20 protein-coding genes, 1 pseudogene and 1 riboswitch are annotated in these 22,407 nt (G+C 68.3%); of the genes and pseudogenes, 10 read left to right on the top strand and 11 right to left on the bottom strand.

Translation table 11 applies throughout. From position 1 onward, the window contains the following. The first annotated feature begins 117 nt into the window (after positions 1 to 117). The gene (locus MAY35_RS22160; protein WP_238423447.1) at positions 118 to 1,728 is read left to right on the top strand and encodes an HNH endonuclease signature motif containing protein; all 1,611 of its coding nucleotides are present in this window, start codon (positions 118 to 120) and stop codon (positions 1,726 to 1,728) included. Positions 1,729 to 1,736: 8 nt separating this feature from the next. Here MAY35_RS22160 and MAY35_RS22165 read toward each other — a convergent pair whose 3' ends face one another. From MAY35_RS22165 to MAY35_RS22175, 3 genes are read right to left on the bottom strand one after another with little or no spacing between them, the layout of a single operon-like run. Then, positions 1,737 to 4,340, bottom strand: coding sequence for a serine/threonine-protein kinase (locus tag MAY35_RS22165; protein ID WP_238423448.1), 2,604 nt, complete (start codon positions 4,338 to 4,340; stop codon positions 1,737 to 1,739). A 5-nt stretch (positions 4,341 to 4,345) separates the two neighbouring features. After that, positions 4,346 to 5,344, bottom strand: a complete 999-nt coding sequence (locus MAY35_RS22170) for a glutamate ABC transporter substrate-binding protein (RefSeq protein WP_238423449.1) — start codon at positions 5,342 to 5,344, stop codon at positions 4,346 to 4,348. Next, entirely contained in the window at positions 5,341 to 6,792 is a 1,452-nt protein-coding gene (locus tag MAY35_RS22175; protein ID WP_238423450.1) for a hypothetical protein, read from the bottom strand. Before MAY35_RS22175 ends, MAY35_RS22170 begins: the two co-directional genes overlap by 4 nt. Positions 6,793 to 7,256: 464 nt before the next feature. On the opposite strand from MAY35_RS22175, the gene MAY35_RS22180 reads away from it, so the two are divergent. After that, a complete protein-coding gene (locus MAY35_RS22180) occupies positions 7,257 to 7,739 on the top strand; it encodes an NUDIX hydrolase (RefSeq protein WP_238423451.1) in 483 nt (160 codons plus the stop codon). Between the two features lie 115 nt (positions 7,740 to 7,854). Here the strand turns inward: MAY35_RS22180 and MAY35_RS23460 are convergent. Together MAY35_RS23460 and thiE are read right to left on the bottom strand one after the other, a co-directional pair. Beyond that, a pseudogene (locus tag MAY35_RS23460) lies at positions 7,855 to 8,211 on the bottom strand (hypothetical protein); the annotation flags it as partial. 397 nt (positions 8,212 to 8,608) lie between these two features. Continuing rightward, positions 8,609 to 9,301, bottom strand: coding sequence for a thiamine phosphate synthase (gene thiE / locus MAY35_RS22190; RefSeq protein ID WP_238423452.1), 693 nt, complete (start codon positions 9,299 to 9,301; stop codon positions 8,609 to 8,611). Between the two features lie 54 nt (positions 9,302 to 9,355). Next, positions 9,356 to 9,467: riboswitch (TPP riboswitch) on the top strand. On the opposite strand from thiE, the gene MAY35_RS22195 reads away from it, so the two are divergent. From MAY35_RS22195 to MAY35_RS22215, 5 genes are all read left to right on the top strand, one after another. After that, positions 9,463 to 10,611: an FAD-dependent oxidoreductase gene (locus tag MAY35_RS22195; RefSeq protein WP_238423453.1), complete on the top strand. Its 1,149-nt coding sequence runs from the start codon at positions 9,463 to 9,465 to the stop codon at positions 10,609 to 10,611. It overlaps the preceding riboswitch by 5 nt. Then, on the top strand, positions 10,608 to 10,808 hold the full coding sequence (gene thiS, locus MAY35_RS22200; RefSeq protein ID WP_238423454.1) for a sulfur carrier protein ThiS: 201 nt from the start codon (positions 10,608 to 10,610) through the stop codon (positions 10,806 to 10,808). The genes MAY35_RS22195 and thiS overlap by 4 nt, the downstream gene beginning before the upstream one ends. Then, positions 10,801 to 11,592 carry a thiazole synthase gene (locus tag MAY35_RS22205; protein WP_238423455.1) on the top strand — a complete coding sequence of 264 codons (792 nt, stop codon included), beginning with the start codon at positions 10,801 to 10,803 and terminating at the stop codon, positions 11,590 to 11,592. The genes thiS and MAY35_RS22205 overlap by 8 nt, the downstream gene beginning before the upstream one ends. A gap of 73 nt (positions 11,593 to 11,665) precedes the next feature. Then, on the top strand, positions 11,666 to 12,589 hold the full coding sequence (locus MAY35_RS22210; RefSeq protein WP_238423456.1) for an ABC transporter ATP-binding protein: 924 nt from the start codon (positions 11,666 to 11,668) through the stop codon (positions 12,587 to 12,589). Next, positions 12,586 to 13,332 carry an ABC transporter permease gene (locus MAY35_RS22215; RefSeq protein WP_238423457.1) on the top strand — a complete coding sequence of 249 codons (747 nt, stop codon included), beginning with the start codon at positions 12,586 to 12,588 and terminating at the stop codon, positions 13,330 to 13,332. The genes MAY35_RS22210 and MAY35_RS22215 overlap by 4 nt, the downstream gene beginning before the upstream one ends. A 24-nt stretch (positions 13,333 to 13,356) precedes the next feature. Here the strand turns inward: MAY35_RS22215 and MAY35_RS22220 are convergent, their stop codons facing one another. The 4 genes from MAY35_RS22220 to MAY35_RS22235 form a co-directional block, all read right to left on the bottom strand. After that, positions 13,357 to 14,082 (bottom strand): phosphoribosyltransferase, encoded by a 726-nt coding sequence (locus tag MAY35_RS22220; RefSeq protein ID WP_238423458.1) that lies wholly within the window; start codon positions 14,080 to 14,082, stop codon positions 13,357 to 13,359. Positions 14,083 to 14,092: 10 nt separating this feature from the next. Continuing rightward, positions 14,093 to 14,599, bottom strand: a complete 507-nt coding sequence (locus MAY35_RS22225; RefSeq protein WP_238423459.1) for a nuclear transport factor 2 family protein — start codon at positions 14,597 to 14,599, stop codon at positions 14,093 to 14,095. Next, positions 14,596 to 15,462 (bottom strand): hypothetical protein, encoded by an 867-nt coding sequence (locus tag MAY35_RS22230; RefSeq protein ID WP_238423460.1) that lies wholly within the window; start codon positions 15,460 to 15,462, stop codon positions 14,596 to 14,598. The genes MAY35_RS22225 and MAY35_RS22230 overlap by 4 nt, the downstream gene beginning before the upstream one ends. Positions 15,463 to 15,596: 134 nt before the next feature. Further along, complete coding sequence (locus tag MAY35_RS22235) at positions 15,597 to 16,730, bottom strand: EamA/RhaT family transporter (RefSeq protein WP_238423461.1); 1,134 nt, start codon at positions 16,728 to 16,730, stop codon at positions 15,597 to 15,599. Between the two features lie 241 nt (positions 16,731 to 16,971). On the opposite strand from MAY35_RS22235, the gene MAY35_RS22240 reads away from it, so the two are divergent. Next, positions 16,972 to 18,159, top strand: coding sequence for a carboxylate--amine ligase (locus MAY35_RS22240; protein WP_238423462.1), 1,188 nt, complete (start codon positions 16,972 to 16,974; stop codon positions 18,157 to 18,159). Positions 18,160 to 18,278: 119 nt separating this feature from the next. Continuing rightward, a complete protein-coding gene (locus tag MAY35_RS22245) occupies positions 18,279 to 19,859 on the top strand; it encodes an MFS transporter (RefSeq protein WP_238423463.1) in 1,581 nt (526 codons plus the stop codon). A 22-nt stretch (positions 19,860 to 19,881) separates the two neighbouring features. Here MAY35_RS22245 and MAY35_RS22250 read toward each other — a convergent pair whose 3' ends face one another. Continuing rightward, complete coding sequence (locus MAY35_RS22250; protein ID WP_238423464.1) at positions 19,882 to 20,442, bottom strand: TetR/AcrR family transcriptional regulator; 561 nt, start codon at positions 20,440 to 20,442, stop codon at positions 19,882 to 19,884. A 120-nt stretch (positions 20,443 to 20,562) separates the two neighbouring features. On the opposite strand from MAY35_RS22250, the gene MAY35_RS22255 reads away from it, so the two are divergent. Next, positions 20,563 to 21,849: an oxygenase MpaB family protein gene (locus MAY35_RS22255; protein ID WP_238423465.1), complete on the top strand. Its 1,287-nt coding sequence runs from the start codon at positions 20,563 to 20,565 to the stop codon at positions 21,847 to 21,849. Here the strand turns inward: MAY35_RS22255 and MAY35_RS22260 are convergent. Next, on the bottom strand, positions 21,801 to 22,370 hold the full coding sequence (locus MAY35_RS22260; RefSeq protein WP_238423467.1) for a pyridine nucleotide-disulfide oxidoreductase: 570 nt from the start codon (positions 22,368 to 22,370) through the stop codon (positions 21,801 to 21,803). The two genes, MAY35_RS22255 and MAY35_RS22260, sit on opposite strands and share 49 nt — an antisense overlap. Positions 22,371 to 22,407: the final 37 nt, after the last annotated feature.

The following is a 22,407-nucleotide window of genomic DNA, read 5'->3' on the forward strand; positions in this document are numbered from 1 at the left end:
ACTAGCACAGCTCACCGACAATGCGACCAAACGTCTATCGCCCGAAAGATGTTGCCGCGCACCGAATTGTCCGGTACTCTCGAACATGTATTCGCAAGATGCCTCCGGGGGGTGACTATGACAGTCGAATCAGTAACGCCACAGTCGCGTGCTGCCGGGCTGGTCGCGGAGCTCCACCTGTTGCTCGACGAACTGCAGACAGTCGATCTGTCGCCTTGTAGCGACGCCGAGTTGATTGAGGTCGCAGCGGGCACCGAGCGTGCCATCGCACGAACCACATTCGCCGGCGACCGACATATCGCCGAAGTCGAGGCCCGCGACCTTCCCCGCAAGACCGGGACCCGCACCCTCACCTCCTTCATGATCCACCGCCTGCGCGTCTCGAACCCGATGCGTCGCCGCAAGCACATGACTGCGACCGCCGCCCTCACATGTCTGAACGGTGAACGACTCGAGCCCCAACACCCCGGCCTCGCAGCCGCTTTCGCTGAGGGTGCCGTCGGCTCTGCTCACGTCGAGGCCGTCATCGACGTCCTCGACCAGATTCCGCACGCCGTCGAGCACGATGTGAAGGTCGCCGCCGAACGGCAGATGACCGAGATCGCCGTCGAGCATCCTCCCGCCGAGATCACCCAGCTGGGTTCACGGTTGCTCGCCCATCTCGACCCCGACGGCGCGCTCACCGACGATTCCGAACGTAAACGGCGCCGCAACCTGTGGGTCAATCGTCAACGCGCCGATGGCACAGCCAAACTCACCGGCACCCTCACCCCCGAACTTGCGGCACGCCTGTCGATGATGCTCGCCGTCTGGGCGAAACCCGGTATGAACAACCCTGCTGACCCCGACTCGCCTACAGGGTCATTCGAGGACGCCGACCCCGACGCCCTGGTGGCAGCCGCCGAACGCGATGACCGCACACCCGCTCAGATCAACCACGACGCGTTGAACGCCCTGTTGAAGGCTGTTTTCGACGACGGGCTCCTCGGCAAGACGCATCGCGGATTACCGGTGCAGCTGATCATCAAAGCTGATCTCGACGACCTGATCCGCGAAGCCGGGCTCGCCACCACCGCGACCGGCGCCCTGTTGCCGATCGCTGACGTCATCGACCTTGCTGCCGATGCTCAACCGTGGCTGGCCGTGTTCAAGAACCAGACGACAGTTCCGTTGCACTTCGGGCGTGGCAGACGTCTGGCCACCCGCGGACAGCGCCTGGCCTCCTTCGCCCGACCCGACGGTGAGGTGTGCTCGGCCCCCGGTTGCGACCAACCCGCCACCCAGGTCGAGATGCATCACGCCGAACAAGACTGGGCCGACGGCGGTCTCACCGACATCGACACCGTCGCCCCCGCGTGCCCACGCCACAACCGGATGGTCGGCAAAAATCCCGGCCAGTACACCACCCGCATCGTCCACTCCGGACCCGACGAAGGCCGCTGCGCCTGGCGATTGAACCCAGAGCCTGGTGCGCCACCCAACGGAGAACGGATCAACCGCCGACCCGACATACCGAAGCGGCTGGCTACACATCTGAACAACGTGCGCAACGAGATTTACGGACCCCGCCGGTCCGGCGAGAATTCACGTCCTGACGAGCCGAGCCCGCTGCGGCGACGGATGGACATCAGACACGTCATCGACGTCCGGCGACCCGACCAGGGAGCCAGGGCACGCCTCTCATCTCCGGTGGAAGCGCGCCTCGCCGAAATCCTCGACCATCACTGAATGTGCGCTCAGAACAACGTGTTCGGCCGAACGTAGTTGGCGAGGTCGACGAGCATGAACCGGTGGTCCCGGTTGGTGCGGGTCAAGCGGGCGAGCTGACGCAGCGAACGCTCGGTGCCGGTACGGATCCCGTACTCGGTGAACGGGAACCCGAGCAGCGTCGAGGGTTCCTTGTCCTGGGTCGCCTCGTCCGGGTTGTCGTGAATCCACCCGAGCGCGGTCCCCAGGACGATGAGCAGCATCCGCGCCTTGCGCGGCTCGGTGTCGGGGATCTGCTCCAGGCGTCGCGCCGCCTCGACGATCTGCTCGCGGGACACCTGCGACGTCGGCCGACCGTGAACCAGCGCGATGATCGCCGTCGCCCGGGCGGTGTTGAAATGTCTGCTCGTGGCAGGGACTTCGTCGAGCGGCTGGATGGCCGCATCGATGTCACCGGCCGCCACCGCCAACCGCGCCAGACCGAAGGCCGCCGTCACGATGCTGTGGTCGGTCAGCCACAGGTCGTGATAATGGTGCTGCGCAATGTCATACAGGCGGGCGATCTTGTCCGCGGACTTGCCGGGGCCTTTCTCGTCGGCGAGCCAGCGTCCGATGAGCTCGGCCGTACCCGCGACCGCCAGCTTGGGTGCCACCTCGCCGGGCATCGCACCCAGCACCTCGTCGAAGCGCTCATAGGCGAGCTCCGGCTCGTCGTTCATCAGCGCGCAGATGCCCATGTACCACTCGACCCGCCACGAATCACCATGGTGGACACGGACTTCACGCAACAGGGCGAGTGCGGTGTCGACGTCGTCGAGTTGCAGGTGCGCACGCGCCTCGGCCAGGTCGATCTCCCGCGACGGATGCGCGTTCTTCACCGGTCGGCCACCGAAGAGCGACGCGAACCCCTCGGCCCGAGCGGTGTTGATGGAGTCGAGGGTCTGTCGCGGATCCGACAGCGCCGCCGAGGTGAGCAGGCTCGCCGCAGGATCGAGCGGATTGACAAGGGGCACAGGCAATGCGTTGGCGATGTCGACCGGATCGTAGAAGGCCGCCTGGTCGGGGTCGAAGAAGCCGTCGACGGGGGCCAGCATCAAGTCGGTGCCGAAAGTCGACCGCTGCGGCGTGAACACGGTGGACAACGCGGGCCGGGGAACGCCGGTGTGCACGGCCACCGTCTCGCGCAGCACATTGAGCACCTGGGTGCTCATCTCCTCCGCGGACACGAACCGGTCGGCGGGTTCGGGCGCCGTGGCACGTTGCAGCAGACGGTAGAACGACGGATTGTCCCGGAACACCTGAGTCTTCGACGCCGCGGGCAACCCGTCGACGTAGCGTCCGTGCTGCATCTCGATCGGCACGGTCAGCACGGCCAGGGTGCGTCCGATGCTGTAGATGTCGGTGGCGATCTGCGGGCCGGTCTTCACGATCTCGGGCGCCTGGAAGCCGGGCGTGCCGTAGAGGTGGCCGTAGCCGTTGATGGGGGAGACGGCGCCGAGGTCGATCAGCTTCACCTCGTCGCTGCCGACCATGATGTTCTCGGGTTTGACGTCGTTGTAGACCAACCCCACCGAATGCAGATAGCCCACCGCGAGAAGGACTTCGAGGATGTAGGCCAGGCCCTGCTCCACCGACAGCAGTGAGCTGCGCGGGTCTCCGGCGGTGATCTGCTTGAGCGTCTGCCCGCCGATGTACTCCATCACGATGTAGCCGAAGCGTTCACCGTTGTCGTCGACGTGTTCGACGAAGTTGTAGATCTTGACGATGCCGGGATGATTCACCGAGGCCAGGAACTGCCGTTCGGCCACCGCGACGCGCTGGGCCTCCGAATCCGAGGAATTCAGCAGGCCTTTGAGAACGACGGGCCGGTCGCTCACGTTGCGGTCGATGGCGAGGTAGATCCAGCCGAGCCCGCCGTGGGCGATCGCACCGGCGATCTCGTACTGCTCGGCGACCAGCGTCCCGGGCGCGAGACCGGGCACGAACGAATACCGGGCGCCACAGTTGGCGCAATCCCCGGTCGGCGGACCGGCGCCCTCGCCGTCGAGGCGTCCGACCGGTTTGCCGCAGCGCCAGCAGAACCGCTTGTTCTCGGCGATCACCGGGTCGTCGATGACCGCGTCTTCGGGTTCGATATCGGTGATCTTGGGCATCTCGACCAGTCCGCTGCCGAGCCGCCGTTCATGCACGGGGGGTCGACGACGCGGCACCAGACGCCGTCCGAGCGGGCCCGAATCGGCCTCGTCCGGACCCATCACCGGTCGCGATCGCACGACACGATCGGTCTGGTCGTCGAACCTGCTGTCGGGATCGGTGCCGACGGTGAACATCGGTGCGGCAGCCTGGGTTCCGATATCGGCCCGCACGCTCGGGTCCGTGGTGTCGTTTGAAACAGTGTCGTTCGAAACGGTGTCGTTCGAAAGAGTCTCGCCCTCGAGTGCGTTCAGATCGGCCTTCTGCGTGCCGACCTCGCCGACGGGCGCCTCGTCCCGCTCGCCGGTCACGTGCGCCGTCGTCGCGGCGTCCTCCGGCTCGTCGGCCATGAGGTCGTCGAGGGAGACCCGCTGGGTGCCGACGTCGGACTGTTCCCCGTCCGCGCCGTTGTCTGCGTTGTCCGCGTTGTCGTCGTACATGGGCGTCAGTCCCGGTAGTACGGCTGCGGTGCGCCGTACCCGGTGTCGAGGATGGACAGCCATCGGTCGCGGATCTGCTGCCAACGACCGGTCGCACGGATGCGTTCGAGCACGCCGTTGACGAAGCGGACCATGTCGTCCTGGCCCTTCGGAATGCCCACGCCGTAGAACTCCTCACCGAGGCTGGGCCCGACGACCCGCACCCACGGGTCCTGCGCGGCCAGTCCGGCGAGGATGGCGTCGTCGGAGGTCACCGCGTCGATCTGACCCTGTTGCATGAGGACCAGGCAGTCGGCCCACGTGGTGGTGCTCACCATCCTGGCCTGCGGCTGGATGGACTGCATCCGGCCGATCGAGGTGGTTCCGCGCGCAGCGCACACCCGCTTGCCCGCGAGCTGGACGGGCCCGGTGACGTCGGAATTGCGGAACGACAGAATTCGTTGCGAGGCGACGTAATAGGGCGCGGAGAAGCTGATGTCCCGGAGTCGGTCGCAGGTGATGCTCATCGTCTTGACCACCAGGTCGACGGTCATGTCCCGCAAGGCGTCGATCCGTTGCGCCGAGCTCAGGACCTGGAACTCCACCCGCCGCTCGTCGCCGAAGATGGCGCCCGCGATCTCACGGGCGATGTCGACGTCGAAGCCCTGGATGTCGCCGGAGATGGGGTCGCGGAAGCTGAACAGGTTGGACCCGATGTCGAGGCCGACGATGAGCCGGCCGCGTTCGAGGATCGCTCCCATCGTGGAGTTGAGGGGCATCCGGCCGGGGGCGGGCATCTCGGCAGGCGGCCGCAGTGTCAGCGTCGCGTTGCACGCCTCCGAACTCGGTGGCGGCTCGACCGGGATGTCGACCTGCACGCCGGGCAGCACCGGCGGTCCGGCGGTCGCGGTCGGCGGCGGCGAATCGGGCGCGGGGAAGCGGACGCAACCGGTCGCGAGGAGACCGATCAACGCGAGCAGGACCATGACGGTCGCCCGACTGCGATACGTATCCGGACGCGTCATCGGTACTCCCGGATCCGCGGGATGAGTCCGCCGATGACGGCGAGACCGGCGAACACGGTGAGCAGGAGAATTCCCGTGCCGGTGAATCCCAGCACCCGCTGGGCGGTGTTGATGTCGTCGCGGAACGACGTGCGGGCCGTCGTGATCGCGTCGACGAGTCCGGTGTCGACGGTGGTGTAGGCCCGCGCGGAACTGTCCGGTCCGTCACCCACGGTGTGGAGTCGGGCGAGACCGAAGTTGCCGGTCTGGATGTAGCGGCGGACCGCGGAATCGGTGCGGCGCCATTCCGCGAGGGCGGCGGTCACCGCGTCGAGCTGTTCGACGGTGACCGCGCTGTGTCCGTCCTCGGTGCCGGCGCGCACGTCGTCGACGATATCGCCGATCTCGTTGGTCGCCGCGGAGAAGCTGCGTTCGAGCCCGCCCTGGTCACCGCGCCGGATGAGGGACAGCGTCTCGGCCGAGCGGGCCTGCTGGGTGAGGATGCGCGCAGCGGTCAGGTCACGCAACGGGTCGGCGCCCTCGGTGCGGGCGTCACTGGTGGCCGCGACCGACATCAGGCCCGACGCGAGCAGCCACAGCGTGCCGCCGGCGAGGGCACCGACCGCAGCGACGATCCCGATGTTGAACCGGCGCCGGGTCCGGCGCGCGAGATACCTCGACGTCAGCACCAAGGCCACCAGCAGCAGCAACAGTGGTGCGTAGACCGTCCAGGGCGGGCGGGTGAGGGTCTGTTGCGGGTCGGCGATGGCCATCGACCTGCGCTCGTAGAGTCGCTGTGCGGCGGGCAGGATCTTGTCCTGCATCATCGACGACGCCTGTCCGAGATAGGCCGACCCGACCGGGTTGCCGAGACGGTTGTTGGTCCGTGCGGTCTCGATCAGTCCGCTGTACACCGGGATCGACGTGGACAGGGTCTCGAGGTCGGCGCTGACCGCCTGCTCGGCGCGGTCCGACGTCATACCCGAACCGGGCTCGCTGGACGTGCCGGTCGCCAGGATCAGCGACGACGACGCGGTCGCGAGCGCGTCGGAGTAGCGCTGGCGCAGTTCGGGGGATTCCAGACCGCCCGAGATGAAGGCGGCGTTGGCGGAGGCGTCGGCGATCGACAGGGAGCTGTAGAGGACCTGCGCGGCCTCCGCGAGAGGCTCGGTCCGGTCGATGAGCCGCTGCAGTGTCTGGGTGCGGTCCTCGAGCACGGTGGAGGCATACAGTCCGGTGCCCAGGCAGCCGAGAGCGAGGATTCCGCAGATGATGATCAGCTTGCCCGGCGTCGTGACCGCGAAATGACGAATGGTCTGGAAGGGCGACTGGGCGCGTTCCCGCGCGGTGGCGACGAGCTCGCGTCTATCGGCGAGCACCTGCCGGATGGGCGGCGATGACTGGGCCGGTCGGATCGTGCGACCGCCACGCGTGAGTGCCGTCCGCACGGAGGACGCGTCGCCGGTCACCTACCTGATCCCTTCTCAAACGCTGGATCGTCTCCGGTGCGGTTGCTGGTCCACCGGGTCCCCCTACCGGCTTCTCCTGACCGGGCGATCAACGCCGGGTGTCGTGTCACCCCACTGCGGGTTCTCCGAGCTGCGGGTCACCCCTGCTGCGAGTCACCCCTGCTGTCGATTCCTGCAGTGTGGTGTCAGTCAGTTCATCGTCCACCGGGTCGTGCGCGTTTCAGCCTATGCCATCGCGCGGAGTTCCTCCGGCTTGCTCGCCGCCGCGTCGCGGGCGGGGACGGTCGAGGGGTACCGGCCCCCGGCCACACCTCCGTGGCGCCGTGTGGTTTCGGTGTCATGCGAGCGATTTTCGCCGCCGTCGCGGACAGGGCCCGTAATCCCCATGTTCCTGGCAGGTCGGGCGCGTCTCACTTACGGTGGAGGTCACCCGGGGAGAATCAGCCGGGATGCGAGGAGGCGTGGTGCGCGGCGACGGCGACGGCTGGGTGATCGATCCCGACGGTTCACGATATTGGGGGATCCACGGCGCGGCCGGCCTCCTGCTGCGGGCACCCCTGCCCGAAGGGACGACAGGCGTACTCCTCCAGCACCGCGCCGCATGGTCGCACCAGGGCGGCACCTGGGCCCTGCCCGGCGGAGCCCGTGACTCACACGAGGGCGCCATCGACACCGCGATCCGGGAGGCCCAGGAGGAAGCCGGGATCTCCGGTGACGATCTGCGTGTCGTGGCGGCCGTCGTGACCCACGAGTCGCCCGGTGGGTGGACCTACACCACCGTCATCGCCGAGACCGACGCACCGGTGACCACGGTCGCGAACTTCGAATCGACGGAGCTGCGTTGGGTCGACGAGAAGCGTGTCGACCAACTCCCGCTACACCCCGCGTTCGGTCTGGCCTGGCCGACGCTGCGCGAGCGCATCGCGATGCTCGACCCCCAGGGCTGACGACCTACTCCGCCGGTGTCCCGACAGAATTAGCTGCCCCGACTGCACCGGCTGACCCGACAGGACCGGCTGTCCCGAAAGAAGCAGCGGCCTCGACGCACCCGGTCGCCTCGGTCAGCCGGTTGGCCGCCGCGACGAGCGCATGAACACTCGCCTCCTGACTGGTCCGACCCTCGCCGGCCGCCCACGCCTGCCGGCCGTTGCTTTCACACAGCAGGAATGTCGTGATCAGTTCGCCGACCTCACGCTGGTGCAGGCGAACGATCTGCAGCGGCGCGCCGACATCGGCGAGGATCGACGTCATCGCACCGACGGGACCGGCGGCGACGGCGGTACGCGACATGATCCGGTCGGCGACGGCCAGCGTGGCGCGACATTCGACGAGATCGTCGTGGCACGACGAGACCGACCACGACCCCAGCCGAATGGAGCCGCCGGAGGCGTACTCGGTGGTGAACGCCTGGAGCGTCATGCCGGTCGCCTCTTCGCGCAGGCCCGGGGGAAGGGGGTGGCCGAAGCGGACGGAGAGGGGATCGCCCGTGGGCTGCGCGCCCGAGCGGTGGCTGGTGGGAAGGGCGCCGGTGAGCGGGGCGCCGGGCTCGTCACAGGTCCAGGATGGGCGGGACAGATGAAGTGTGTGCATCTCGGAAGCCGATTTCGGTCGAAGAGAGGATGACCGACTGGAGAGCGCAACCGACCCGCAGCGGGGGGTCGGTCAGATTCAGACCCCGCTGCGGCGGGTTACGAGAGCGCTCTGCATGCACAACATGATCGGTCCACCATAGACCCGGCGATGGGGCGGGGCAAACGATTTTGTCCGCACTCCAGACGCCAGCACGGAGGCGCCGCTGTCTGCAGCGAGGCGCCGTCTACAGGAGACCGACGAGTTCCCGGGCCGACGCTGCCGGGTCGGTTGCTGCGGTGATCGCGCGTACCACGACGATGCGGCCGGCACCCGCGGCGGTCACCTCGCCGACCCGCGACGCGTCGATGCCGCCGATGGCGAACCACGGCTTCGCGGTGCGCGCTTCTGCCGTCGACGTCACGAGGTCGAGCCCGGCCGCGGTCCGGCCGGGCTTGGTCGGAGTGGTCCAGCACGGGCCGACGCAGAAGTAGTCGACGTGGACGTCGTCCATCGCGACGGCGGCCTGCTCGGGGTCGTGCGTTGAGGCACCGATGAGGACATCCGGGCCGACGATGTCGCGCGCGACGCGTGGCGGGAGATCGCCCTGCCCGACGTGGAGGACATCGGCGCCCGAGAGTGCCGCGATGTCGGCGCGATCGTTGACTGCCAGCAGTGCACCGTGTGCGTCGGCGACCTCCCGCAGGCCGGCGAGGATCTCGAGTTCTTCGCGGGCCTCGAGGGTGCCGAACTCGCGTTCGCCCACCGAACCCTTGTCGCGGAGCTGCACGATGTCCACGCCACCCGCGAGCGCGGCCCCCACGAACTCGAGCAGATCGCCGCGTTCTCGCCGGGCATCGGTGCACAGGTAGAGCCGAGCCGACTCGAGCCGTCGCCGACGGTCGGTTCGGGGATCCTGTTCGGTGCGCGTCGAGGTCACGCCGACCAGGCTAGCCCGACGCCGGAACCCGTTCGGCCGGGCGTAGGCTGGACCGCACGAACACACGGGAGCCCGGGACAGCCGGGCTGAGAGTGCGGACCGTCTCCGCTGACCGTCGAACCTGATCCGGGTCATTCCGGCGAAGGAAGGTGATTCCCAGAGTGACTGACTCCCAGCGCCGTTCCGCCGACGCCGCGAGCCGCGAGCTGACGGTCGTGGGCGGTGGAGTCATCGGCCTCACCTGCGCCCTCACCGCCGCCGACGCCGGCTGGCGGGTCCGGGTGCTCGACGCGGGCGCCGATGACCGGGCGTCGTGGGTCGCCGGCGGCATGCTGGGGTCGCTTGGCGAAGGGCATCCCGGCGAAGAGGCGTCGCTCGCCCTGTCGGTGGAGTCGGTGGGCCGGTGGCCGGCTCTCGTCGAGCGACTCGACGACGAGGGGATCGTGACGGCGACCGACTCCCTCTTCGTCGCGGCGTCCGCAGCCGATCTCGGATATCTCCGTAATCTCGCCGACTTCGTCTGGGCGCAGCAACCCCGACCCGACTCGACCCCGCCCTCCGACTCGACTCTGCCCTCCGACTCGTCCCTGCAGACCGACTCGTCCCTGCAAGCCGGCTCGACCCTCCACCCGGTGAACGGTCGCGAGATCCGAACGCTCGAACCGTCGTTGAGTTCGCGTCTCGTCGGCGGGTATCGCGCGGTCGGCGAATGGGCAGTCGACAACCGGCGCCTGCTCGCGGCGCTGCGATCGGCGGCGGCCGGCGCCGGTGTGGAGTTCGTGTCGCGGAACGTCGAGTCCCTCGCCGAGCTCGACCGGGAGCTCGACGCGGACGTGCAGATACTCCTCGCCGCCGGCCTCGGAACCGCCACGCTCTGGCCCGGAGCACGCCTGCTCCCGGCGAAGGGCGAGATCCTGCGGCTGCGACGAACCCGCTGGTCGGTGCCACCGCCCCGGCACGTGATCCGGGCCCGGTTGCACGCCAGAGATGTGTACCTCGTGCCCCGCGACGACGGGATCGTCGTCGGGGCAACGCAATACGAGCCGGAGGGAACGGCTGACCGGACGCCCCAGGCGGGTGGTGTCGCCGACCTCCTGGCCGATGCCATCGAGGTGCTTCCCGGCTTGCGCACATATGAACTCGTCGAGGCGGGGGCGGGCCTGCGCCCCTGCACCTCCGACGGCCTACCCCTCGTGACGCGCGTCGACACGCGCACGGTGGTGGCGACCGGGCACGGACGCAACGGGATCGTCCTCGCGCCCGGCACCGCCGCACAGGTCCTGTCGATCCTGGAAGGAGACGACGAATGAGTATCACGGTGAACGGCAAGACGATCGACGTCGAGGCGGACACATCGGTGGACGACGTGGTCGCCGGACTCGGTCTGCCCGATCGGGGGATCGCGGTGGCCGTGGACGGCGCGGTCGTGCCACGCGGCCGTTGGGCCCGACACACGATGACCGACGGCGCCGTCGTCGAGATCGTCACGGCGGTGCAGGGTGGCTGAGAACACCGATCCGCTGCGTATCGCCGACCGGGACTTCACCTCCCGGCTCATCACCGGGACCGGTGGGGCTGCCAATCTGGCGACAGTGGAACGCGCGCTCGTGGCGTCGGGCACCGAGCTCACCACCGTCGCGGTGCGCCGGGTGGATGCGGCTTCCGGGACCGGCGTCTTCGACCTCCTGCGCCGCCTCGACATCGCCGTGCTCCCCAACACCGCGGGCTGTCACACCACCGCCGAAGCTGTCCTCACGGCGCAACTCGCGCGGGAGGCCTTCGAGACGAACTGGGTGAAGCTCGAGGTCGTCGCCGACGAACGCACCCTCATGCCCGACGCGGTGGAACTCGTCGATGCCGCGGCGACGCTGGTCGCCGAAGGATTCGTGGTGCTCGCCTACACCAATGACGATCCGGTGCTGGCCGCCCGCCTCGCCGATCTGGGTGTCGCCGCGGTGATGCCGCTCGGGTCACCGATCGGGACCGGGTTGGGAATCCTCAACCCGCACAACATCGAGATGATCGTCGACCAGTGCGCGAACCGGTACGACGCCGCGATCCCGGTCATCCTCGACGCCGGGATCGGAACGGCGAGCGATGCGGCATTGGCGATGGAACTGGGCTGCGACGGCGTGCTTCTCGCCACCGCGGTCACGCGAGCCGAGCACCCCGAACGGATGGCGACGGCGATGCGGCACGCGGTCGTCGCCGGTCGGCTCGCCGCGCGTTCGGGACGAATCCCCAAGCGGTTCTGGGCACACGCGTCGTCTCCCGCACCCGAGCGCGACTGATCACTCGGCCGCGGCGACAGGCCGTGCGAATGACAGACCGGGCCCGTCGGCGATCGGCGGCTATGGTCGAGGCGTGTTGCAGGTAGCGAATCTGACGAAGGAATTCGGCGGTCACCGTGCGGTCGATGACCTCACCTTCGAGGTGGGGCCGGGTCGCGTCACAGGCTTCCTCGGGCCCAACGGCGCCGGGAAGTCGACGACGATGCGGATGATGCTCGGACTCGACCGCCCGACATCGGGCACCGCGACGATCAACGGGCAGGCCTATCGCGACCTCGATCATCCGCTGCGGCAGGTGGGTGCGCTGCTCGACGCGCGCTGGGTGCATCCCAATCGGAGTGCGCGGTCGCATCTGCGCTGGCTGGCGGCGAGCAATCAGATCCCGGTTGCCCGCGTCGACGAGGTGTTGGAGACCGTGGGGCTCACCTCGGTCGCCAAGAAGCGTGCCGGCGGTTTCTCACTGGGCATGTCACAGCGCCTGGGCCTGGCCGGCGCTCTGCTGGGCGACCCGCACACCCTGCTGTTCGACGAGCCGGTCAACGGCCTCGACCCGGAGGGCATCGTCTGGATTCGCGGCTTCATGCGGGATCTCGCCGCGCAGGGCCGGACGGTGCTGGTGTCCAGCCATCTCCTGACCGAGATGTCGCTCACCGCAGACCATCTCGTGGTCATCGGACGCGGCCGGCTCATCGCGGACTGTTCGGTTGCCGAGTTCACCGGACGTGCCCGTCAGTCGGTGCGTGTCCGTGGCCCGCAACTGGAGAAGCTGCACGCGGCGCTCGCCGCCGCCGGTCTGCACCCCGCGCCCGGGGACCCGGACGCGCACGGTCGGCCGGTGATGCGCGTGCCCGACACCACGACCGACCACGTCGGCGACCTCGCCGCCGCGGCCGGTATCGCCCTGCACGAACTGTCCGCCGAGTCGGCGTCTCTGGAAGAGGTGTTCATGTCGATGACCGCACACGCCGTCGACTACCAGGGAGGTACGCACCCGTGATCGCCGCGATCAACGCCGAACGGATCAAGCTCGCGAGCACCCGGTCGCCCTACTGGTGTCTGGGGGTCGTCGTGGTGCTGGGCCTCGGCATCGCCGTGCTTCTCGGCGCCATCGCCGGCGGCGGCTACGGGGACCCCGGCGAGACCGACTCGCTGACCGGGCAATATCTGACCGGGGTCAATCAGTTCGGGGTGGCGGTGCTGGCGATCATGGCTGTCCTGGGGATCACGACGGAGTACCGTTTCGGCACCATCCGGCCGACATTCGCGGCGGTACCGCGGCGCCCACGGGTGCTCATCGCGAAGGTCGTCGTGTTCGGGGCGCTCACGTTCGTGGTCACGGCGATCGTGTGTCTGGTGGCGCTGGTGCTGGCGCAGGCGCTCGCCGGCTACGGGATCGCCCTCGGCGGCCCCGACACCGTCCGACAGCTCTGGGGTACACCGGTTTTCGCGACGCTGTGTGCACTGATCGGTCTCGCGGTCGGTGCCCTCGTCCGCCATTCGGCCGGCGCGGTGGCGATCGTGTTGGTGTGGATGCTCGCACTCGAGCGGATCATCTCGGTGTTGCCGCGGGTGGGCGAGTACATCGTGTCGTTCCTGCCGTTCCTGAACGGATGGAATTTCTTGTCCGGCGGCAGCGACACCTTCAACTGGAACGCCTACGGTTCGCTGCTGTACTTCGCGGTGTTCACCCTGGCGCTGCTGGGCGTCGCGGTGGCGGTCACCAACGCCCGCGACGCGTAGTCGGCGGCGCCGAGTCGCGTCGGCTCACCCACGATCGAGCGCGGCGATGACCTCGTCGTCGTCGACCTGACCGAAATCGTCATAGGACAGGCCGACCGCCCGGAACGGATCAGGTGTCGTCAGCACGACGAACCCGGTGACACCGCGATCACGAAGTCGGCCGGGCGAATCCGCGGGCGCCGTCGGCACCGCCACGATCACCGACGACGCCCCGGCCGAACGCACGGAGTCGATGGCGACAGCCATGCTGGACCCGGTGGCGAGGCCGTCGTCGACCAGGACGACGCTGCGCCCGGCCGGCTCGACCCGTGGCCGCTCACCGCGATAGCGGCGTTCGCGTGCGCGCAGGAGGCGCCGCTCGCGATCGGCGACCTCGTCGAAGACGCTGTGCGACACGCCGAGTCGTCGAGGGACATCGTCGTTGACGACGAGGTGGTCCGCGGTCAACGCCCCCATCGCGAACTCGGCGTGACCGGGCGCACCGATCTTGCGGACCACCAGGACGTCCAGGTCGCACGGCCCGAGGGACGCGCAGTGCGCGTCCGCGACCTCGCGCGCGACGGGGACCCCGCCCCGCGCGAGGCCCAGCACCAGCGGGGCGTCGGGGCCCTGGCCAGTTGTGATGCCCCCGCTCGTCCTGATGCCCCCGCTCGTCTTGATGTTTCCGCCCGGCGCCGAGAGGAATTCGACGACCCGTGCGCCGAGGAGACGACCGGCCTCGCGCCGGTCGGCGAAGACGCGCGACGACATCACCGTCCCGCTACAGATGCACCGCGGGGCCGACTTTCAGCGAGAAGCTGGGCACGTCGGCGAGCCCGACGGTCGCCTCGTAGGTGCGGTCGTAGCCGGTGCTGCTGATCCGCCAGCCCTCCGGGGTGCGGCGGTAGGTGTCCTCGTAGAACGCGGCGCCGAGGAGCATGAACGAGAACTCGGCGACGATGACGCGGTCCTGCAGATACCAGCGTCCGCGTGCGGTGTCCGGACCGTCGAACTCGATCTCCGGATGGTTCACGCGATGCTCGGTGATCACCGCTGCACCGACGTTCTTCCGCATGTAACCGACCAACTCGTCGCGGTCGGTGAACGACAGTTCCGCACCGTAGTTCCCGGTCACGTCCTCGGTCAGGGTGTCGGCGAATGCGTCCCAGTCCTTGGTGTCCAGGCACCGCAGGTAGCGGTATTTCAGGGTCTCGATCGCACGGAGATCGTCGGCCTCGCTCAGTCCCGCCCCGCTCACTTCTGCCCTGCTCAGTCCTGCCTCGCTCACTTCTGCCTCGTTCCCGGCAGGATGCCTGCGTCGATGACGGCCTTCACGATCGGCTTGGTGCGATCGAGGAGGTCTTCGGTTCCGGCCCACAGGGATTCGCTCGCGGCATCGGTCATGGCCTCGACGTCGTCGTAGAGCGCTGCGCCCTGGGCGGTGAGCATGTGTCCGTCGTCGACCCGTTCGGCGAGCCCGGCGCCGACGAGGCGGTCGACGCTCTCGTCCCACTCCTGCTCGGAGTAACCGCGGGTGATCATGACGATGCGCTTGCCGAGGACGCGCCGCCGGACCGCTGGGTCGGGAAGCTGCGCCTCGTGGAACACCGCCGCGTCGAACCCGTCGAGCCCGTGGAGCACGAGGGCGGCGATGTGGTTGTCCCCGCGCCATTCTCGTAGCACCGCGATGGCCTGCCACAGCCGGAGGCGGGCGGTGTCCGGGGTGGCCACGCTCGCCCAGGCCGCGGCGAGGGGCCGACCGCCCAGGGGTAGCCCCACGGCGAGATCGGTGTAGGCAGAGGCGAGTTCGTCGAGAGTGGCGTCGTCGATGTTCGCGCCCAGGATGTCTCGCAACGAGTCGTCGAGCATCTGGTTGCGGCGCTCGTGGATCCGGTCGAGGCCCACGTCGAGGGCAGCCGACCAGCTCTTCGCGATCAGTTCGGGATTGAAGTTGTAGAACGCCGCGGCGACGACCGACGACACACACGGGCCGAAGGGCGCCCCCCGCGCGCCGACGTAGAACGCATACGGATCGAGGCCGGTGTCCGTTTGTGCGTCCCGGAGCCCGGGATTGAAGTAGGCCAGGATGTGAAAGGGCTCGAGCGTCTCGTATGCGCGCCGGGCGGCGGAGCCCGTGCTGGTCGATGTCATCAACCCACCCTCGCGACCCCCGCGGCGGGTGTCAACACCCCGGCACGCATCGCGGCGTGGATCCGACCCAGTGAATCCGACCCAGTGGATTCGGCCCCGTGGATCCGACCCTGGGGACCGGACCGGGCGTGACGTCAGGTGCGGCGGGAATCGCGTGCGTCGGTGAAATCCGGTCGGGGACTCTCGCGATGCCCGAAGTCGTGCCGGGTGAACGGGTCCCGACGCGCGCGGACCTCGCCACGCGCGGGCGGTCTGGTCTGCGCGTCGGAAGTGGTCGCGTCGTCTGTGTCGGTCGCATGGTCGTTGTCGGTCGCGTCGTCGGTGTCGGTGTCGGGCTCTTCACGTCCGCGCCGCCAGCCGCCCTTCATGGGTGGTGCCTCGCCGAGGTGATCGGGGTCGACTGATCCGTACCAGGCGACCAGCACGGCGCCGATGACCGCGCCGACGAAGCCGAGGATCGCGAGCCAGCCGAGGCCGGGCTTGGCGGTGTCCTCCAGGAACACGACCCCGACGAGGCTCGGGCCGGCGGTCTCACCCACCACCAGGACGGCCGTCACGCCGTTGACCGCTCCGAGCTGCAATGCGACGGTCTGCACGTAGAACCCGACGGCCCCGGCCGCCGCGATGGTCCATGCGGCCGGATCCGTCAGCAGGGCGACGGCGTCGAACGGCTGGACGCCGTCGAGGATGCGGACGGCGATCGCGATGATGCCGAACAGGAGACCGGCCGATGCGCCGCCGACGATCGCCCCGGCCGGACCGAGGTTGTAGACACCGACCAGGGCCAGGGCGCACAGCGCGAGGGTGGCGACGAACAGGCCCCAGTGGAAGCCGATCTCCTCGCCACCGCCGGTGTGATGCGCCGAGGACACCCCGAGCAGACACAGCGACAGCACGACGAGCCAGATGGCCACCCATTCACGGGTGTGCAGCGCGATGTTGAGGATGATCGTGCCGAGCAGGGCGGTGATGACGAGGTTGGCCGAGACGATGGTCTGGGAGAGGAACAGCGGCAGGAAGCGGGCGGCCAGCGCGCCGCCGGCGAAGCCGACGACCACCAGCGTCGTTCCCAGGATGAATGCGGGGTCCACCAGGGTGGACATCGTCGACGACAGGGTCGGGGCACCGTTTTCGCTGGTGATGCCCTCACCCTCGTCCGCGGCTGCCTCGGCGACACGGCGCGCACCCAGCGCGCGCAGCACCGTCGACATCCCGTAGGCGACGGCGGCGAGGCACGCGGCGATCACGCCGATCACGAACAGCTGCATGCCTCCTCCATCCGATCCGGAGGCCGCCTCGGCGGAAACCCGGACCGCCGACCACCCCGACTGTCTTCAGGCCCGACCGGCACGCGGCCGATCGTGGGAAAAACTAACAGCACGAACCGACAACGGGGTAACGAATATTCCCGATGTGTCCGATTTTCGTCGATGAATGTCTGTGCAACACATCACCCCGGATGATCGGGCACCCGATGTCTTCACGATTGCCCCCGATAGACTCTCCCGGGTGGACAGCGCCGGACGAGCTCATGTACTGATCACCTTCGGCAGGTCGTTCCTGTCTCTGGAACTCGCCCGCCTGATGGCGGCCGGCGGGCACCGGGTCACCGTGGTCGACTCGATTCCGGTGGGCATCAGCCGATTCTCGAACGCGGTCAGCGGCTTCCACCGTGTGCCACCGCCGAAGTTCGAGCCCCTCGCGTACTGTCACGCTCTCGCGCGCATCGTGGCCGACAACGATGTGGACATGGTGATCCCGGTGCACGAGGAGACCGACATCATCGCGATGCTCGCCGATGTCTTCCCGCCCGAATGTCGCTTGTTCCTGTCCGATTTCGCCACCGAGAACCGACTGCACAACAAATACGATTTCCAGGAACTCCTCGTCGAATTGGGCATTCCGACACGGAAATTCGCGCGCGTCACCGGGCCCGAGGATGTCGGATCGCTCGATTTCCAGCAACCGTTCGCGCTGAAGCGCTGTTACTCGCGCGGTTCGCAGAAGGTGCACAAGGTCTCGCCGGGCGACCCGCTGACATGGCTCGAACACGACGAGGCGAACCCGTGGATCGCCCAGGAGTGGGCGTCGGGCAACAACTACTGCACCTACTCGGTGTGCCACGAGGGCCGCGTGTACGCACACGCCACCTATCCGGTCGACTACGCGATCGACGGCAGTTCCTGCCTCAACTTCCGGTCCGTCGACCACCCGCGGATCGCCGAGTGGGTCAGCGACTTCGTGCGACGGGTGAACTTCACCGGCCAGATCGGCTTCGACTTCATCGAGGACAAGAACGGCTCCGGCGACCTGTTCTGCATCGAGTGCAATCCGCGAGCGACGAGCGGGATCATGATGTTCACCCCCGAGGACGGCGTCGACCGTGCGTTCCTCGGCACCTCCGACCCCGATGCCGGGGTCATCACGCCGGGGTCGGGCGTCGACAAGATGATCGGCCTGGGCATGTTGCTGTACGGGTGGCGGTCGTCGTCGCGCAAGGACCGCACGCTGCGCGACTTCGTGCGCGACTTCCGCGGTGCATCCGATGTGGTGAGCTGCCCCGGCGACCAGAAGCCGGCGCTGATGCTGCCGTTCGCCTACGTGGGCATCCTCCGCAGTTGCCTCAAGTACCGGGTCGGTCTCGCCGAGGGGTTCATGCACGATCACGAGTGGGACGGACTGCGCATCAGCCTGTGATCCGCATCAGCCTGTGATCCGCATCCGCCTGTGATCGGCGGGCGCCGCTGATCCGTATGACGCTGTGTCCGTTTCCCGGACGACCCGTCATACCGATCTCGAGAACGTACGATTTGCCGATGACGTCGACGACGCCCGAGGTCGAAACGGGTACGGCCCCGAAGAACGCGCGTGCGATCCTCGTCGCGCTGATCCTGGTGGCCGGAGTGGCCAACATCAATCTCGCGGTCGCCAACGTCGCGCTGCCCGACATCGGTAAGGCGCTCGACGCGAGTTCGACGCAGCTGAACCTGATCGCGGTGGGATATTCGCTGGGGCTGGCCGCGTCGGTGCTGTACTTCGGCGCGCTCGGCGATCGGCACGGACGTAAGCGGATGCTGGTGTTCGGCATGAGCCTGTCGATCCCGGCGTCCCTGGTGGCCGGTTTCGCGCCCAGCGTCGAAGTCCTCTTCGGTGCACGACTTGTCGGCGGTATCGCCGCCGGTCTGGCGTTCCCCACGACCCTGGCGGTGATCACCGCTCTGTGGTCGGGGCCGCGCCGCACCCGGGCGATCGCCGCATGGTCGGCCTTCGGTGGTGCGATCTCGGCGCTGGGACCGGTCCTGTCCGGGGGACTGCTGGAGGTGTTCTCCTGGCACTCGGTGTTCCTGGTGACCCTGCCGCTCGCGGTCATCGCGTTGGTCGCCGCCTGGCGCCTGGTGCCCACCGACACCGGGGACGAGGCCGCGGTCGTCGACAACCTCGGCGGCATCGTCTCCATCGTGATGGTCGGCTCGCTGGTTCTCGCGATCAACTTCGCGCCCAACTCCGATCAGCGACTCCAGGTCTACATCCTCGCCGCGATCGCCCTCGTCGCCGGAGCCGGATTCGTGTGGCGGCAACTGACCGTGCGCGTCCCGCTGTTCGACCTGCGGATCGCCGCACGACGCACCTTCTGGGTGGCCGCGGTGGGCGGTCTCATCGTCTTCGGCACCCTGATGGGTGCGATGTTCATCGGCCAGCAGTACATGCAGAACGTACTCGGCTATTCGACCCTCGCGGCGGGTGCGACGATCCTGCCGGCCGCGGCCGCGATGGTCGTCGTGGCACCGCGGTCGGCCAAGCTCGTGCAGAGCATGGGCTCGCGTTTCACCCTGCTGTCGGGGTACGCGTTCATCGTGGTCGGCCTGGTGCTCGCGATGCTCACCTGGGACGAGCACGCCCACTTCTGGCACGTCGGACTGGTGTACGTGCTGGTGGGCGTCGGTGTGGGACTGGCCGGTACGCCCGCGTCGCAGTCGCTCACGGGTTCGGTCCCGGTGCAGCGCGCGGGAATGGCGTCGAGCATGTCGGACCTGCAACGCGATCTGGGCGGCGCGATCCTGCAGTCCACCCTCGGGGCGATCCTGACCGCCGGTTACGCAAATCAGTTGCGCGACAGCATCGCCGGCTCTCCGCAGGCGGCCCAGGTGTCCGAACAGACCGAGGCGGCGCTGACCAAGTCCTTCTCCAGTGCCGAGGTGTTGGCCGAGCGCTACCCGCAGTACGCCGACGACATCATCGGTGCGGCTCGCGACGCGTTCGTCCACGGCGACAAGGTCGCCTACGGTGCCGCCGCGTGCATCGTCGTGGTGGGTGCCACGGTCGTGTTCTTCTTCTATCCGAAGCACGACGCGGAGCGTGCCGCGATGGCGGAGTACGCGGCCCAGCGCAGTCTGTGACCCGCACGCACATCTGCAGTGATCACCGCGGAGAGTCGAAGGCGGCCAAAAGCATTCGCGCAGCCATCGTGACGAGCGACTCGCGGTCGGCGTCGCGAGGCCGCTGGAGCGCGATGCGCAGACACAGACTGGCGGTCGCACCCATGGTGAGGAACACCAGTTCGTCGATCGCCTGATCGTCGAGGTCGGGTCGCAGGCGTGAGGGGAGGATGCGCGCGAGCGGGAGCAACGGGCTCTCCACCTCGGCCCACGCGTCACCGAAACCGTTGTGCTGCAACTCGAGTGAGGCGCGCAGAACCGGTGCATGGGACTCGAACGAGCCCACCAGGGTCTCGACGACGGTGACCATCGCATCGTGCGGTTGCTGATCCATCGCGCGACCGATCCCGCCGGCCAGTGTGGCGGTGATGTCGTGGACCGCGGCGAGGCGGAGTTCCTCGACGATCGCGTCCATGTCGGCGAAGTAGCGGTACACCGTCCCGATGCTGACGTGGGCGTGGTCGGCGAGCTCGGCTGTGGTGGGCCGACGCTCGGGACGTCGCTCGAGAAGGGTGAGGGTGGACGTGAGGATACGTTGCCGCATCTCCCGACTGCGCTGCTGCCGGGGTGACTTACGTGCCTGCTGTGATGCGGTTTTCTGGTTCGGAGGTGGGCCCATGGAAAGTGAATAGTAAGTGAGGATTGCTCGTGTTCTCATGGAATCATGGAACGGAACAGCCCCTCCGGCCTCGTGAACACCGAGGCGGCAGTACAGCGGTACGGCGCGGCGGGCCGCATCTGGCTCGATCAGATGTGGCTTGCCGACCCCCTCGCCGATGCGGTGGCGGCGGACAAGCAACCCGGCGGACCGACGACCGCGGTGCTCCGGACGGCGCTGGCCGACGGGATCGACGCCGTCGCCGACGCGACGGACTCATTGCGTGACCTGTTCGCCTTCCTCGACGACGAACCGGACTGGGTCGATCACGACCGAATGGGTCGTGCCGCCGACGCGCTCATCGTCCATACCGCGCCCCTCGGAATCGTGCTCGGTGCCGCCTCGCTCGTGCGGGGCGCGGGGAACACGCTGGCCGGCAAGCCCTTGGCGATCACCGAGCGCTACGTCTCGCAACCCGCGGTGCGGTCGGTCGAGGTCGGCGAGTGGTTGCGGCAGGTCATCACGCCGGGCGGGATGCGCCGCGACGGAGACGGTTTCGCCTACACGGTGCGGGTCCGCATGATCCACGCTCACGTCCGGCACATGCTCGGCAAGCGCGGCGACTGGGACCACGAGGCGTGGGGCGTGCCGATTCCGCAGCCGTACATGGCTTTCACCATGGCCGAGTTCGGTCACATCGCGATCGACGCGATGCACAAGCTCGGGGTGCGCTTCACCGATCGCGAACTCGACGACATCTATCACCTGTGGCGTTACGTCGGGCACGTCGTGGGTATGAGCCCCGAACTCAATCCGGCGTGCGAGGCCGATCACGTCCGCGTCGAGGAGCTCTACCGCCTGACGTCACCGGGCCCCGGGCCGGACGACCGCGACTTCGTGGTGGCACTGACGGACGACTACCTGGCCCCCGAACTGGCGAAAGTCCTGCCGGGGCCGTGGGCACTGCGGCAGCGGGTCGCGAACGCGACGATGTACGGACTGCAGCGGGTGTTCATCGGCGACGCCGACGCCGACGCACTCGGAATCCCGGACGGACCTCTCAAGCACGTTCTGGGCCGGGTGGGTCCGATTCTCGCGACGGCGGGTTCGGCGCAGCGGAGGTTGCGGGGCGAGCGACGCAACCGGGCCCGGATAGAGGCGGCGTATCGCGTCCGCGACGCCGAGATGCTGCGGATGCGCCGGGATTACCGCGTGTCCCACGATCTCGTCGACACCGCACCTGCCGCCTCGACGTCATCAACGCCGTCGACCTCATCAATGTCGTCGACCTCATCGACGCGCGCTCAGCCATCGAAACGGCCAGCAGCGGTGACGTCCTCGGTCAGGCAGTAACCCACCGAGACGGGTTGCGTGAACGCCCATGTGGTCTCCTCGTCGGTGCACGTGATGGAGTCGTCGCCACGGCTCACCGACTTCGCCACGATGGTGTTCGAGGCCGGTGAGGCGTTGCACTCCACCGCGCGGTAGTCGGCGAGCTTCCCGCCGTTGAGCGGGATCTGGTAACAGGTGTCGACCGCGAAGTTCGGTGTCAGGCAGAGCTTCTGGTTTCCTTCGGCAAAGGTCAGGGCCGACGTGTTCGGTGTGCCGCATTCGGCCGTCGTCGCGACCTTGTCCGCGGCGTAGAAGGTCAACCCCTCGGTGCCCTCGCAGTCGGCCTTGGTGGCCTCGACCTTGCCGTCGCCGGCCTCCTCGCCGATCTGCAAGCACTCGCCGACGTCGATGTCGGACGCCTCCTCGACGGTCTGGGACCCGACGCTGACACTGCAGGCGGCCAGCACGGAGAAGCCCAGGCAGGCGACGAGGACCGTTGCGCGGCGCCCGATCTGCCACAGGGGACGGTCCACCGGTGGGATCGGCTCGGCGGCGGGTCCACAGGCGGCGGGTCCGGGG

Origin of the sequence: Gordonia sp. 'Campus' (genome assembly GCF_022206305.1) — a bacterium.
GTDB lineage: Bacteria > Actinomycetota > Actinomycetes > Mycobacteriales > Mycobacteriaceae > Gordonia.